Genomic DNA, 15,230 nt, shown 5'->3' on the forward strand with positions numbered 1-15,230 from the left:
ATGTAAGCGCTATGAAGCGCGCTATGAAGACGGACAGGTTGCGAGGCCGGAGGTGCTGCCTCCCGAGCTGATCGCCTTCAGCGCCGCGAGCGAGTCGTCGAGCGTCTTCACAGCGAACACGTGCAGCCCGTCCGGGATGTGGCCGGTCACCTCGTTGCAGTTCGACGCGGGAGCGAGGAAGTACGTCGCCCCTCCCGTGTCGCGGGCCGCGTACATCTTCTGCCGGATGCCGCCGATCGCTCCGATGTTGCCCTCGTTGTCGATCGTGCCCGTTCCCGCGATCTTCTTGCCGCCGTTGAGGTAGCCGGGGGTGAGCTGGTCCATGATGCCGAGGGCGAACATCTGCCCTGCGCTCGGGCCGCCCACGTTGTCAAGCTGGATCTTCACGTCGAACGGGAAGGTGTAGTCCATCCCCGCCCCGATCCCGAGCACCGTCTGGCCGCCGGACTTCACGGGCGTGATCGACACTGTGGACGCTGCCCCGTCGCGGATGATCCCGATCTCGGCCGCCTTGTCCGTCCCGTTCTTCTCGATCAGCGACCGCAGCGTTGCAACCCCTGGCACCGGCTCGCCGTTCACGCTGGTGATCTCGTCGTCGACCTTCAGGACGTCGGCGGCAGGGGTCCCTTTGATGATCTGCTTGACCGCGACCGCCTCTGGGAAGTGGTAGCCGAGGTGGTTCAGGGCGGCGGCCACCGCATCCTGCTGCGAGTTGACCATGAGCGCGGCGTTCTCTGCGTTCGACTGCTCTGTTGTCGTTCCAGGAGGGAAGACGACATCGACGGGCAGCACGGCCTTGCTCGGCTGGAACCAGGCGGAGATGATGTCGAACCAGCTCGGCCGCTGATCGGGGTTGCCCACGACCGAGACGGTCAGCAGGTCGAGCGACCCGGAGGTCGGGTACGTCTTCTGCGAGGGGATGCTGATGAGCGGCTTCGCATCGTCGGCGGGCTTCGAGCCCACGGGCTGGTCCTTCCCGAGAGTGTTGAACACCGGGCCTGGCTGCTCGATCACGAACGGAGCCGGTGCGACGGCGAGCACGAGGGTGAGCGCGACGGCGACGCCGATGGCGATCCACCCGGCGATCACCCGCTTCGGCGGAGCGACCCGGGTCGGTGTTCCTCCCGCATCCGGCTGCAGTTCGTCGTCGGTGAAGAGGCTCACGCACTGTCCCTTTCGTGTGTTGCATCGGCCGATCGGCCGCCTGTTCGCCACAGGCGCACATCCGCCAGGCCGAGCCTAGGCCAATTCTCACCCTGCGCCGTCGTTCACGGTCTAGCGTAGATTCCGAGCCTGAATGCCGGACCACAGGAAAGAGGCGTAACGATGGCCGACGATCCCAACCAGGAGCCGGACGACGAGCTGGCCCGCCTGCTGCGCGAGATGCTCTCCGGCAACGCCTCGATCGACCCGAGCCAGCTCGCCGGAGCCGCAGGGCTTCCGAGCGATCCGGCGAGCATCCAGGCCCTGATCGGCCAGTTGCAGAACGCGATGCGCAACACCGACGGCGGCATCAACTGGGACCTCTCCCTCGAGCAGGCCCGCACACTCGCCTCCGACGGCGCCCACGCGGTCACGCCGGCAGAGCGCGCCACGCTCGACCAGGCCTTCAACGTCGCCGCCCTCTGGCTCGACCAGGTCACGACGGTCTCCGAGCTCACGAGCCCTCCGCAGCTCATCGGGCGCGCGGAGTGGGCACGCCAGACCATGCCGCTCTGGACCCAGCTCGCCGAGCCCGTCGCCCTCAGCATCTCGGACGCGCTCACCCGCGTGCTCACGGAGCAGGCGCCTGAGGAGATGCAGGGGATGCTCGCCAACGCCGGGCAGATCATGCGCAGCGTCGGCGGCGCCCTCTTCGCGATGCAGCTCGGCCAGGTGGTCGGCCAGCTCGCCAAGGAGGTCGTCTCCGGAGGCGACATCGGCATCCCGCTCCTGGCAGACGGCCAGGCGGCACTCCTCCCCCAGAACGTCGCCGAGTTCGGCGACGGGCTCGACATCCCCATCGATCAGGTGCAGCTCTACCTGGCGGTGCGCGAGCTCGCCCACGCCAGGCTGTTCCGCCACGCGAAGTGGCTGCGACTCCAGCTCATCACGCAGATCACGGCGTTCGCCAAGGGCATCACGATCGACACGGACCGGCTCGAAGAGCTGGCGGAGAGCTTCGACCCGTCCAACCCGGAAGAGCTGCGCGAGGCCATGGTCAGCGGCGCGCTCATCCCGCCGAAGACGGAGGAGCAGCAGGAAGCTCTCGCCCGCCTGGAGACGGTGCTCGCCCTCGTCGAAGGCTGGGTGGATGTGGTCACCGCCAACGCGACGACGCTGCTGCCGAAGGCGGACGCCATCGCAGAGATGGTCCGGCGCCGGCGTGCATCCGGTGGCCCGGCCGAGTCGGCATTCGCCACGCTCGTCGGCCTCGAACTGCGTCCGCGCCGGCTGCGCGACGCCGCGGCCATGTGGCAGGCCGTCACGGATGCGGTGGGCCAGGAGGCCAGGGACGACCTGTGGTCGCACCCCGACCTGCTCCCCCAGTCCACCGACCTCGACGACCCGTCCTCGATCGTCGCCCGCCTGACCGCGGCGGCGAACGGCCAGGAGCCGGAGCGCGACGCGGTGGACCAGGCGCTCGACGACCTCCTGCGCGGAGACACGGAGCGACCGACGGAGGAGTAACAGCCCCGTTCGGCTCGGCGCCGCACCCTCCGGGGTGCGGCGCCTTTTCGTGCGCGGCGCGGCCGATCAGTATACATGCTCTGAATAACGTTTGAAATTCATAACGTGTTATCTTGCTGCGATATGTCTCACTCCACAACCCCACAACCCGCTGCCCCGCTCCGTCGTCAGACCTTCCGACCGCCCGAACCCGAACACCCCACCCCGAAGAAGACCTACCGCGGTCTCCAGGCCCTGCGCTTCGTCGCCGCGGCGATGGTGGTGGTCGCGCACTCCACGTACTACGTCTCCGAACGTCTCGACCCCTCGATGGGCGTCTGGTACGAGGGAGGTCTGGGCGTCATGCTCTTCTTCGGCATCAGCGGTTTCGTGATGCTGCTCACCGCCGATGGTCGCGGCGGACGCGACTGGGTGGACTTCGCCCTGCGCCGCGTCATCCGCATCGCCCCGCTGTACTGGATCGTCACGACGATCAAGCTGATCACCCTCGTCGCCGTGCCGTCCCTGGTGCTCCATGCGGCCCTCCGCTGGGACACCACCGTGCTGTCGTACGCGTTCCTGCCGTCGCGCAACATCGACGGAGACGTGCAGCCGCTCTTCGCGGTGGGCTGGACGCTGATCTTCGAGATGGCGTTCTACCTGCTTGTCAGCATCGCCATCGCGCTCCGGGTCGACCCGATCCGGTTCTGCGGCATCATCCTGTCGGTCGTCGCCCTGGCGAACATCCTCCGCGGACCGGACTGGCCCGTCTGGGCGTTCTACTTCGACCCGATCGTGCTGTTCTTCCTCGCCGGGATGGTCCTCGCCCGCTGGACGATCAGGCGAAACACCGGTCAGGCTCTGTGCTGGGGCGCGTGGATCCTGGCGATCTGGGCGCTGGTGGAGTTCGTCGGCCCGTACGCTCGCGGCAATCCGGCGACCCCGATCACCTGGGTGGTCATCGTGGGCGTGCTGATCGTGGCCGTGCTGTTCGAGGACCGCATCTCACCGTTCATCCCGCGCTGGCTGAGCTGGCTCGGCGACGCGTCGTACTCGCTGTACCTCACGCATCCACTGGTCGCTCCCGCCGTTCCTGCCGCGCTCGCGATCGTGGGCCTCACGGGCGCCGGCTTCGGCTGGGCGGGCGTCGCGCTGGCGGTCGTCGTGGCCGTGGTCGCTGCCAGTGTGACCTACCTGATCGCGGAGCGTCCGATCACGCGCGGGCTCAACGGAATGCGAAAGCGACGCACGAAGACAGGGGCACACGCCCGCTGACCTCCTGCCCTGTGGATAACTTCTGCGGGCCTCGGCGATCTCGGGCATGATGCCGGGATGGTCTACGCACTCGATCCACGCATCCACCGGGTCTGGCGGTCGCCGAGCACCCTGCAGTTCGGCGTGGACAGGGCGATTCTGACGCTGGACGACCTGAGCAACGCCGATGAGCGGATGCTCGTCGCTCTGGATGCCGGCGTCACGATGTCCGGGTTGCAGATGGTCGCGCGGCGGGCCCGCGCCGACGCCGCGGCCCCCGCGCGGCTGCTGCGCCGGCTCGCGCCCGTGCTCGCCGTTCCGCTCCCCCGCCAGCAGGAGGACGGCCAGCAGGAGGACGGCGAGAAGCAGGGCGGCGAGCAGCAGCGCCGCGAGCGACCGGTCGCCGTCCTGGACGGCGCGGGCCACACCGCCGTCCGGCTGATCGAACTGCTCGATGCCGCAGGGGTGGATGCGCGCAGCGGGCTGTCCTGGACGGACCCGGTGGTCGACAAGGCTGCGGTCGCCGTCGTCGTTGGCGCGTTCGCGATCGAGCCGGAGCGGCACCGGCGCTGGCTGCGGAGGGACGTGCCGCACCTCGCCGTCGTGTTCGGTGACGACCGGGTGCGCGTCGGGCCGTTCGTAGAGCCTGGACTCGGGCCGTGCCTCGGCTGCGTCGACCTGTGGCTGGCGGACGCCGACCCTGCCTGGCCGGCCATGGCGAGTCAGCTATACACCAGGGATGCGCGGAGGGAGACCCCGCTCATCGGAAGCGCCGCCGCGAGCGTCGCCGGGTTCGCCCTGCTCGGCCGGCTGGGCGGCGGGCGGGAGCTCAGCCGGTCGAGCGTGACGATCGACTACGCGGACGGCGCGCAGGCGGAACAGAGCTGGGAGCCTCATCCCGCGTGCGGCTGCGCGATGCCGCCGATACCGGGAATCTGACCGACGTCCGATGCCTCAGCGGTTCACCGGCACCGGCGGAGCCATCTCGGCGAGGAACCGCGACGCCTGGCGCATCGACGAACGCCCGGCGTACTGCCCGGTCTGCGACCAGCTCAACTGAAGCCTGCTGCGCGCCCTGGTGATGCCGACGTAGAGCAGCCGCCGCTCCTCGTCGATCTGCTCGAAGCTCTTCGCGTAGCTGATCGGCACCAGGCCTTCGCTGAGGCCGACGAGGTACACCGACTCCCACTCCAGGCCCTTCGCCGAGTGCAGGGTCGCGAGAGTGACGGCAGACAGCGTCGGCTCGTGCTGACCGGCCTGGCGGGTGAGCAGTTCGTCGGTGAACCGGCGGAACGACGTGCCGGGCGGCATGGAGTCCACCAGCCCCATGATCGCGTTCAGCGACTCCCAGCGGTCGCGCACGGCGCCGCGCGCCTCCGGAGGGTCCTGACTCCACCCCAGCGAGCGCAGCACGTCGCTGACCGACTTGAACAGCGGCTCGTCGCCGACCGCCACGCTGGCCGCGCGCAGCGACATGATCGCCTGCCGCACCTCCGGCAGGTCGAAGAACCGCTTGGAGCCGCGGATCTGGTAACTGATCCCGAGATCGCCGAGCGCCTGCTCGATGGCGGCCGCCTGCACGTTCACCCGGTACAGGATCGCGATGTCCTCCGGCTTCGCTCCCCCGGCCAGCTCCGCGGCGATCTTCTGCGCGACGGCGCGAGCCTCGTCGCGGTCGTTCTCGTGCGAGGTCGGAGCAGGGATGGCGGCGGGCTCGACAGCCTCGGAGCCAGCATCGGCCGCATCCGCAGCCGCGACCGCCGCCGAGTGCAGCGTCAGCGCCCCCGCACGCCCGCGCATCAGCCGGTTCGCCGCGTTCACCACGGCGGGAGTCGACCGGTAGTTCTGCTCCAGCCGCACCACGGTCGCCCCCGGATGCGCGCGCTCGAAATCGAGCAGGTACTCGCTGCGCGCCCCGGCGAAGGAGTAGATGGTCTGGCTGGCGTCGCCGACGACGCAGACGTCGCGGCGGCCGCCCAGCCACAGGTCGAGGAGCTGCTGCTGCAGCGGGGAGACGTCCTGGTACTCGTCGACCACGAAGAAGCGGTACTGCTCGCGCACCTGCATCGCCACGGCCGGCTCGATCTCGATCATCCCGGCGCAGACCAGCAGGACGTCCTCGAAGTCGATCTGCTTGCGCTCGTCTTTGAGGTCTTCGTAGGTCTGCAGCATCAGCACCAACTGATCCGCCGTCAGCGTGCCTGGCACCGTGCGGTTCGCGACCGTGGCGGCGTACTGCTCGATGGTGAGGCCGGAGACCTTGCGCCACTCCACCTCTGCGGCCACGTCCCGCAGCGTCGCCGTGTCGACTTTCAGTCCGAGTCGCTCGGCGGCGTGCCCGAGCACCCTGCCCTTGCCGTCGAGCACGCTGGGGAGCTGCCCGCCGACGACCTGCGGCCAGAAGAAGTTGAGCTGCGACAGCGCGGCGGCGTGGAAGGTGCGCGCTGCGACCCCGCCGGCACCGAGCTGACGGAGGCGTCCGCGCAGCTCGGCGGCTGCGCGGTTGGTGAAGGTGAGCGCCATGACCCGGTTGGGCGCGTACGCGCCGGAGGCGACACCGTATGCGATGCGGTGCGTGATCGCGCGAGTCTTGCCCGTTCCGGCGCCCGCCAGGATGCACACCGGCCCGAGCAGCGCCTCCGCGGCGATCCGCTGCTGAGCGTCCAGGCCGTCGAGCAGGGTGTCCGGGCTCACGGCGCCGCCGGGGGCTCGTCCAGCGAGCCGCCGTACCAGTCTTCGATGAGGGCGCGGGCGATCGAGGAGCGACCGGGGAGGATGACCTGATCACGCGCATCCCACAGCTCGGTGCGGCTGAACCAGCGCAGGTCGAGGATCTCTTCGCCGTCCGGCGCGAGACCACCCGGCGCCTGGTCGTCGGCGAGCCTGGCGGTGAAGCCGACCATCACGGACGCGGGGAACGGCCACGGCTGCGACCCCTTGTACTGCGGGTCGACCACGCGGATGCCCGCCTCCTCGAATATCTCGCGCTGCACGGCCGATTCGAACGACTCCCCCGGCTCCACGAAACCGGCGAGCAGCGAGTACCGGGAGTTCTCCCACATCGCGTTCGAGCCGAGCAGCAGCCGGTCGTCGGCGTCCAGCACCGTGACGATCACCGCCGGATCGGTGCGCGGGAACACCTCGGAGCCGTCCTCGAAGCAGCGGCGCACCCAGCCGGCCTGCTCCACCACGGTCGGCGTGCCGCAGCGTGGGCAGTGGGTGTGCGACGCGTGCCAGTTGGCGATGGCGAGCGCCTCGGTGAAGAGTCCGGCATCCCGGTCGGTGAGCGCGGTGGCGACGGTGCGGAGGTTGCCCCAGCGGGCCTCGTCCGGTTCGAGCTCCTGCGCCGCGGCGTCCGTGAGCACTTCGAGCACCACGGCGGTGCCGACCGGCTCACGTTCGGAGGCGACGAGTGTGCGACCCAGGTAGACCCTGACCAGCGCGGACGTCACCCGTTCGACGGGCAGCAGGTCGAGCGCTGCGCCCCCGGACGTGGATGCGCCCCAGCCGTCGGCGGCGGGCGTCGCCGCTTCGACGCTCTCCTGCGTGAGCAGCGCTCTGCCCTTCCACAGCGCCAGCACGCGGGTCGACGGCTCCTCCCAGAGCTCGTCGAAGAGCGCAGGGCGCGACCGTGACACATGGTCTCGGTCGACGGCGTGACGCGAGAGCGGCAGCGAATCGAACGGGATGGGCGACATCGAGGTCCTTTCGGGGCGTGGCGAACGGCTCACGCGGGGAAGTCCAATTAACCTTGGCGCATGGCCAGATCCCATCTCACTCTAGCCGCGCTGGCCACTTCGGCCGTGCCGGGGCTCGAGGTCTCCGGTGCCCGCAGCTACACCCTCGGGGGCGCAGGCGAGTTCGACTCCGCGCTGCTCAGCGGCAGGGACGGGGCGACCTCGGTCATCCGGGTGCCGACGTCGCAGGCGGCGGAGACCGAGCAGAGCGCCGACCTCGTCGCCCTCCGAGCGCTGACGACCGGCATCCGCAGCCGTCTGCCGTTCGACGTGCCCAGCTATCTCGGCCAGGCGCCCGTCGGCGGAACCCGCGCGATCGTCTACGACTTCCTGCCCGGCCACCACATCGACGTGGACGACATCCCGCCTGGCGACGGTCTCGCCGGGTCGATCGGGCACGCCATCGCGGCCATCCACACGCTTCCGACCAATTTCGTCGGCGAGGCGGGGCTCCCCGTGCTGAGCGCGGCGGAGTGCCACACCTCCACCACCGCCCTGATCGAGTCGGCCGCCTCCACGGGGCTGCTGCCGAGCGCGCTGCGCGACCGCTGGCGCGACGCGTCGGCCGACCAGTCGCTCTGGCAGTTCCAGCCGACCGTGGTCAACGGAGCGCTCACGGCCGACTCGTTCCTGGTCGAGGACGAGACCGTCCTCGCCGTGCTCGGCTGGTCGGCGCTGCGCGTCGGCGACCCCGCCCGCGATCTGCACTGGCTGCTCGCCATGAACCCGGAGGCGACGGAGGGCGCGCTCGGCGCGTACGCCTCCACCCGGCAGGTGGCGACCGACCGGCAGTTCACCCAGCGCGCGATGCTGTACGCGGAGCTGGAGGTCGCCCGCTGGCTGCTGCACGGCCGCGAGGTGCGCGACCAGAGCATCGTGGACGACGCCGTCGGGATGCTCGACGGCCTGGTCGACCGGGTGCACAGCAACGCCGTCACCCCGCTGTCGACGGCGACGGGACCGATCCTCGCGATCGACGACGTCGAGGCGATGCTCGACCGCACGCCGGGCGACCGCAACTCGGACGCATACGGTCACGCGGGCGGGATGAAGCCCGTCGACGACGACCAGAGCGACCGCAGCTCCTCCGCCGAGTAGAGCCGTTCCGGCCGGATGACCTCGTCGTCGGCCACGAAGTAGAACACGGCGTCGATCCGCTCGGGATCGACCCCGGCGTACTGCGCGTACGCCAGCCGGTAGAGCGCGAGCTGGAGCTGCTTGCGCTCCAGGTCGGCGGCGTCGCGCGGCGCCTTGCCGGTCTTCCAGTCGACGATCTGGTGGCTGTGCACACCGTCGTCGGCCGGATAGACCGCATCCAGCTTGCACACGACCACCTGCCCGGCGAGGGTCACGTGGATCTCGATCTCGACCTCGTCCGGCTTGCGGCCTGCCCACTCGCTGGCGGCGAAGGTGCGCTGCAGCTCGGCGAGCTGTTCGGCCTCGAGCAGCTCGCCGGCAGGGTCGTCCAGCTCGTTCGCCGCGGCGTCGATCACGTCGGCGGCGCCGGCGAGCGTGCCGTAGCGCTGCTCCACCCAGCCGTGGAAGAGCGTGCCGAGGCGCGTCTGGCGGTACGGCCGCTCCGGCATCGGGCGGCGCAGCGCAGCGGCGACCGACGCCGGGTCTGTCACGTAGTCCTTGAACCGGGAGGCGGGGATGCGCGTCGGCAGCTCGACCAGTCCGGCGTCGCTCTCCCTCCGCGCGCGCTCGGCGAGCAGCAGGTCGAGGTCGTTCGCGTACACGCCGCCGTCGCCCGGCCCGCGCTCGATCGCCGCCTGGACCGCGGCCGCTGCAGCGTGCACCCTCTGGTGGCGTGCGCCGAGCGGGTCGAGCGGCCAGGTCACGGTCTGGGCGTCGAGCGCGAACGGGTTCTCGTCCGGCTCGTCGCACTCGGGGAACGCGTCCTCCGGCAGGAGACCCGCCGCCTGCAACTCTCGCAGGTACGCGCCAGGTCCGCGCGGCTTCTTCTGCGTCGACCAGTACGACCCGGAGAGCAGCAGGTGCTCCTTCGCCCTGGTGACGGCGACGTAGACCAGCCGACGCTGCTCGGCGGCGTGCCTGGCGACGATCTCCTCCTCGAACGCCGTGATCGACTCGTCGATGTCTTTCTGCGTCTCAGCGGTGCGCCAGGCGAGCACGGGCAGCTCCGTCGAGTCGCCGCGGAACTCGTACGGAAGAGCGCCGAACTCGAACCAGCCGCGCTTGCTCTGCGGTGCGCCGGGAAGTTCGCCGTCGACCATCCTTGGCACGGCCACGATGTCCCATTCGAGCCCCTTCGACCCGTGGATGGTGAGGATCTGCACCGTGCCAGGCTCCGGCTCCTCGCTGCGCGGCGCAAGGTTGTCGCGGCGCTCCGCCTCCGCCAGCCAGGCGAGGAACGAGCCGAGGGTCGCCTGGTCGTCGCTCGCCAGATAGGACGACACCTGCTCGGCGAACGCGTCGAGGCTCGCCTGCCCGAGCTGCGCCGTCTCGTTCGCCGCGACCTCGATGTCGAGCAGCAGCTCCTGCTGCACGAGCGTCACCAGGTCGAGGAGGTCGAGGCCGACCCGCGAGCGCAGGTGATCGAGCTGCCGGCCGGCAACGCGCATCCGGTGCAGGCCGTCCTCGCTGAACGCGGAGAGCTGCGTGTGGCCCTCCTTGGCCTCGACGACGAAGTCGAGAGCGTCCACCAGGGAGGCGGACTCGTCGCCGGCCACGGACTGACGCAGCCGTCTGCGCACCTCCGGGTCGAGTTCCTGGAACCGGTGGTCGCGGGCGGCGAGCCAGGATGCGACGTTCCGGAGGGCGGCGATGTCCTTCGGGCCGACGCGCCAGCGTGCACCGGTCAGCAGGCGGATGAGCTCCGAGCCGGCCGTCGGATCGTGCATGACCCGCATGGCGCTCACGAGGTCGGCGATCACCGGCTGTTCGAGCAGTCCGCCGAGGCCAAGCACGTGGTACGGGATGTTCCTGCGCGAGAGCGCCGAGGTGAAGACGTCGATCTTCTTGAGCGAGCGGCAGAGCATGGCTGCGCTCGGCACGGCTCCCCGCGCATCCCTGGTGGCCAGGCGCTCGCCCAGCCAGGCGGCGACCGCCTCCGCCTCGTCTGCCACGGTCTGTTCGAAGACGGCGATCAGTTCGCCCTTCTCCGCTCCCGGCCGCGGCTGGAGCTGCTCGACGTGCACCGGCGAGCTCGCCGTCAGCGGCGCGACCAGCGCGTTCGCGGCGTCGAGGACGCTCGTCGGATTGCGCCAGCTCGTGCTCAGCGCGTACTCCGCGGCGCCGTCGCGTGTGCCGGTGAAGTCGAGCGAGAACCGGCCGAGGTTCGCAGCGCTCGCGCCGCGCCAGCCGTAGATCGACTGGTGCGGGTCGCCGACCGCCATGACCGCCTGGCCGCCGAAGAGCCGGGACAGCAGACGGGTCTGCACCACCGAGGTGTCTTGGTATTCGTCGAGCAGCACCACCCGGTAGCGGGCCCGGTAGTCGTCTGCAACGGACGGCACGCGCTCGCTGACGCGCAGGGCGAGCGCGACCTGGTCGGAGTACTCGACGAAGCCACGGCGCACCTTCTCCGCCGCGAACTGCTCCGCGAGATCGAGCAGAGGCGGAAGCGCACCGACCACGGCGATGGCGGCGCGCACCGAGGCGTACAGCTCCTTGACCCGCCCGCTGCCGGTGGGGAGGTCTGCGATCGTCCGGAAGCGCTCCGTCATCCGCTCGACATCGGCAGCGTCCACCACGTTCTCGCTGAGCGCGCGACTCAGCGAGATGACCGCGGAGGTGACGGTGTCGACGCTCTTCTCCAGCTCGACCAGCCTGTCGTCCGTGCTCGTCACCACGAGACGCCTCGCGAGCTGCCAGGCCGACGCCTCGCTGAGCACGGCCGACTCCGGCTCGCGCCCGATCAGCAGCGCGTTCTCGCGGAAGATCGCGTTGGCGAACGCGTTGTACGTCGCCACTTCCGGCGCGTCGAACGGATCGAACTCGATGTCGGTGAGCCCCGAAGCGACGAGCTGCTCGATCCGCTTCCTGATGCGGATCGCGAGCTCCCCCGCCGCCTTGCGCGTGAACGTCAGGCCCAGGATCTCCGGCACCCGGACATGTCCGTTGGCGAGCAGCCAGACCACCCTGTTGGCCATCGTCTCCGTCTTGCCGCTGCCGGCCCCCGCCACGACGATCGCCGGTTCGAGCGGCGCCTCGATCACAGCCTGCTGCTGCAGCGTCGGGCTCGGCAGACCCAGTGCCTCGGCGATCTCGACCGCGCTGATCCTGCGCGCCGGCCGGGGATGCTCCTCGTGCGCGAGCGTGAACGCCTGCTCGACGAAGTCGAGCGTCGCCTCGTCCGCTCCCCACTCCAGCAGGCCGTCGCCGTTCTCCTCGATCATGCCCGTTCCCCGATCATGCCCGTTCCCCGATCATGCGCTGTCCCGATCATGCGCTGACCGCCGGAACCAGGTGGATGCGGTACTCGTACTTCGCGTGCGGGTCCCTGTCCCCGAGGTCGACCACCCCGGCGAACGTGCTGCCCGCCATCCCGGCCGCCGCCTCCTCGACGCGGGCCGTGAGGCGGTCGAGCGCTTCGCTGTCGACCCGCTCCTGCACGACCTCCCGGTAGCCCTTGCCGCGCACCCCCTTGCTCACGTAGAGCAGCTTCGCGCCGCCGGACGGAGCGTCGCCAGCCGCATCCACTGCTCCGTGCTCCATCGCGAGCTGGTACGCGCCCAGCTGGGCATGGCCGGCCACCTGCGCCGCGCTCGGCACCGTGTTGCCTGTCTTGAGGTCGACGATGACGATGGTTCCCTCCGGCGTGCGCTCGACACGGTCGATGGTGCCGCGGATCAGAGCGCGGCCGACCGCGAGCTCGAAGGCCCCCTCCGAGCCGAGCAGGACGCCTCCTGCCCGCTCGAAGTCGCGCAGATACTCGGAGACGCCCTCTGCGAGCTTCCTGGTGCGCCTGCGCTCCTTCTCCTCCAGCCACGGCGACTCGAACTGCAGTTCGTTCCAGCGTTCCTCGACGCCGCGCCACACGCGCTCGACGCTGAGGTCGCCATCGGGTACGGAGCTCACCTGTTCCATCACCGCGTGCACGACCGTGCCGATCCCGGCCGCGAGCCCGCTCGGGGAGGAGGCCATCGCATCCACGAACCAGGCGAGAGGAGACTTCTCGAAGGTCTCCAGGCGCGACGGGGAGACGCGCACCACCGCATCCGGATCGTCGAGGTCGACCAGCGGCTCCTCCGTCGACGGTGCGATCAGGCCGTACCAGTCGTCCGGGCCAGCCCCCTCGACCTCCGCCGCCGCGAGCCTGGCGAGTGCATCGGCAGCGTCGGGGGCGCCCGTCGTGACCAGACGGCGTCGCAGCCGCCCGACCATACCGCGCAAGGACAGGGGATGCACGGAGTCGTCCGTGTCTTCGAACGCCAGGTCGGCCGCCAGGCGCAGGAAGGGCGACGGCTGCTCGTCGTCGTTGGCCGTGGCCGTGAGGATCACCTGCGTTCGCGCGCGGGACACGGCGAGCGCGAACATCCTGAGTTCGTCGCCGAGCACCTGGGCGCGTTCGTCCACGGTGTCGGACGTGGTTCCCGCGATGGCGTCCGCGAGCTTCTGCGGGTGCAGCAGCGAGCCGCGCAGACGCAGGTTGGGCCAGACGCTCTCCTGGAGTCCCGAGACGGCGACGATGTCGAACTCGGCCCCGATGGTGGCGCTCGGCGTGCAGACCAGCACGGCCTCTCCGGCGGTCTGCGCGGCGAGGGTGTCCTCCGGGACCTCGGCGCCGAGCAGTTCGACCACGAAGTCGGACGCCGGCCGCTCCGGGTAGCGCTCCACGAACCGCCTGGCCGCGGTGAACAGCGCGACCACGCCGTCCAGGTGCCGGTTGGCCTCATCGGCGACGATGCCGCTGCGCTCCGACTGCTCCAGCCAGCGCTTGGCGAGGCCGCTGCGCTCCCAGGCGTGCCAGAGCAGCTCCTCGATCGTCGCGCCGCGCTCGGCTATCTCTCGCCCGGCGCCGATGGTCTCCGCGAGCCGGGAGGCGCGGCGTGCCGGCGCTGAGTCGATCGTCGCGAAGCGGCCGGGGGCGCCGAGCGCCTCGACCAGCAGGTCGTCGGCGGAGCGGTTGCCGTCGCCTGCCAGCTCCTCCTGCCGGAGCGCGAGGCGCAGGCGGCGCAGGCTGATGCCGTCGAGACCGCCGAACGGCCCGAGCAGCAGCTCGGAGACCACGGACGGCGTGAGCCCGACCGCGCCGAGCTCGACGCCGACGACCGTGATGAGCTGGCGCGCGGCGAAGTCGTCGCGCAGTGCGCGGCCGGCCACGCTGGTCTTGGTGGGCACTTCTGCGACGGCGAGCGACCTGGCGAGGCCAGGGACGTGTGCGCCGGAGCGGACGACGACGGCCATCCTGTTCCACGGCACGCCGTTCAGCAGGTGCTGTTCGCGCAGCCGGCGCGCGAGCCTGGCCGCCTCCGCGGGCGCGGACGACGCCTCGATGCGCACGACCTCCTGGCCGGACGCGCGCTCCTCCCTTCCGGCGGACGCGAGCCGCTGGACACCGGCTGCTGCCGTGCCGATGCGCTCCGTCACGCGCGCGGTGAGGTCGCGCAGAGCCGGAGTCTGGCGGTGTGCTGTGCCGAGCACGAAGCGGCGGACGGGAACGCCGAGCCGAGCTTCGAGTTGGCCGAGTGCTGTCGCCTCCGCCCCGCGGAAGGTGGTGGACGCCACATCCGGATCGCCGAAGGCCACGATGGCGACGCCGCGGGCGGCGAACGCGCGCAGCAGCGAGACCGTGGCGAGTGTCGCCTCCTGCAGGTCGTCCACGAAGATCGCGCGCAGCCGGTCGAGCGAGCTTCCGGCGCGCACGACGGACACCGCTTCGGCGATCAGCTCGGACGAGTCGACGAAGGTGCCGCGATAGCTGTCGACGACCCGCTGATATTCGGAGACGAACCGCGCCGCCGCCCGCCACTCGTCGTGCCCGGTGATCGCGCCGAGCTCGGACAGCCTGCTCGGCGTGATCCCGAGCTCGACGCAGCGCGCCATGAGCTCGCGCAGCTCCGTGCGGAAGCCGCGCAGCAGCCGAACGTCGGCGACAAGTGGCTCCGGCCACGCTGGGCCTGTGCCGTCTTCCAGATGGCCGGCGATGAGTTCCGCGATGATCTGGTCCTGCTCCCCTCCGGTGAGGAGCCGAGGCGGCTCCTGGGCGTTCGCCCGTGCCCGCTCGCCGGAGAGCTGGAAGGCGAGCGACGTGGCCGTCCTCGCCAGCGGGCCGTTGGTCGGAACGCCGATCCGCAGGGCGATCCGGTCGCGCAGGCGCGTCGCCGACGACCGGGATGCGCTGAGCGCGAGCACCTCGCCCGTGCCGTAGCCGCGCCCGAGCACCCGCTCGGCCAGTGCCTCGACGAGGGTCGTGGTCTTGCCCGTTCCCGGAGCCCCGATCACCGATCCGGATGCGCCGTCCGGCAGCGAGAGGACCGCAGTCTGCGTGTCGTCCAGCTCGACGGCGAGTGCGAGGTCTCCCGCGGTCTGCCCCGCATCGGGGCGCGGCCGGAAACCTCGGATCGTCATGTCTGAAACGGTACCGGCGTCCGCCGACAGAGAACGCTGCGCAGCGCCGTCATG

Annotated in this window: 9 protein-coding genes; 4 read left to right on the plus strand and 5 right to left on the minus strand. The window is 70.7% G+C overall.

Annotated features, from left to right (window positions below):
• Positions 1-21: 21 nt before the first annotated feature.
• A complete protein-coding gene (locus ACYVGI_RS10675) occupies positions 22-1,164 on the minus strand; it encodes a YlbL family protein (protein ID WP_460632601.1) in 1,143 nt (380 codons plus the stop codon).
• Between the two features lie 162 nt (positions 1,165-1,326).
• On the opposite strand from ACYVGI_RS10675, the gene ACYVGI_RS10680 reads away from it, so the two are divergent.
• The 3 genes from ACYVGI_RS10680 to ACYVGI_RS10690 all read left to right on the plus strand — a co-directional run bounded on the left by ACYVGI_RS10680 (position 1,327) and on the right by ACYVGI_RS10690 (position 4,842).
• On the plus strand, positions 1,327-2,670 hold the full coding sequence (locus tag ACYVGI_RS10680; RefSeq protein WP_460632602.1) for a zinc-dependent metalloprotease: 1,344 nt from the start codon (positions 1,327-1,329) through the stop codon (positions 2,668-2,670).
• 123 nt (positions 2,671-2,793) lie between these two features.
• Positions 2,794-3,924 carry an acyltransferase family protein gene (locus tag ACYVGI_RS10685; RefSeq protein ID WP_460632603.1) on the plus strand — a complete coding sequence of 377 codons (1,131 nt, stop codon included), beginning with the start codon at positions 2,794-2,796 and terminating at the stop codon, positions 3,922-3,924.
• A gap of 57 nt (positions 3,925-3,981) precedes the next feature.
• A complete protein-coding gene (locus ACYVGI_RS10690) occupies positions 3,982-4,842 on the plus strand; it encodes a hypothetical protein (RefSeq protein WP_460632604.1) in 861 nt (286 codons plus the stop codon).
• 15 nt (positions 4,843-4,857) lie between these two features.
• On the opposite strand, the gene ACYVGI_RS10695 is transcribed toward ACYVGI_RS10690, so the two are convergent.
• Together ACYVGI_RS10695 and nudC are read right to left on the minus strand one after the other, a co-directional pair.
• A complete protein-coding gene (locus ACYVGI_RS10695) occupies positions 4,858-6,597 on the minus strand; it encodes an ATP-dependent helicase (protein WP_460632605.1) in 1,740 nt (579 codons plus the stop codon).
• Positions 6,594-7,601, minus strand: coding sequence for an NAD(+) diphosphatase (gene nudC, locus ACYVGI_RS10700; protein WP_460632606.1), 1,008 nt, complete (start codon positions 7,599-7,601; stop codon positions 6,594-6,596). Before nudC ends, ACYVGI_RS10695 begins: the two co-directional genes overlap by 4 nt.
• 60 nt (positions 7,602-7,661) lie before the next feature.
• Here nudC and ACYVGI_RS10705 point away from each other — a divergent pair, with 60 nt between their 5' ends.
• The gene (locus ACYVGI_RS10705) at positions 7,662-8,738 is read left to right on the plus strand and encodes a phosphotransferase (protein ID WP_460632607.1); all 1,077 of its coding nucleotides are present in this window, start codon (positions 7,662-7,664) and stop codon (positions 8,736-8,738) included.
• Here ACYVGI_RS10705 and ACYVGI_RS10710 read toward each other — a convergent pair.
• Entirely contained in the window at positions 8,675-12,001 is a 3,327-nt protein-coding gene (locus ACYVGI_RS10710; protein WP_460632608.1) for a UvrD-helicase domain-containing protein, read from the minus strand. The genes ACYVGI_RS10705 and ACYVGI_RS10710 overlap by 64 nt on opposite strands.
• A 46-nt stretch (positions 12,002-12,047) precedes the next feature.
• Positions 12,048-15,176 carry an ATP-dependent helicase gene (locus ACYVGI_RS10715; RefSeq protein WP_460632609.1) on the minus strand — a complete coding sequence of 1,043 codons (3,129 nt, stop codon included), beginning with the start codon at positions 15,174-15,176 and terminating at the stop codon, positions 12,048-12,050.
• Between the last annotated feature and the right edge of the window lie 54 nt (positions 15,177-15,230).

It is taken from the genome of Leifsonia lichenia (genome assembly GCF_054780215.1).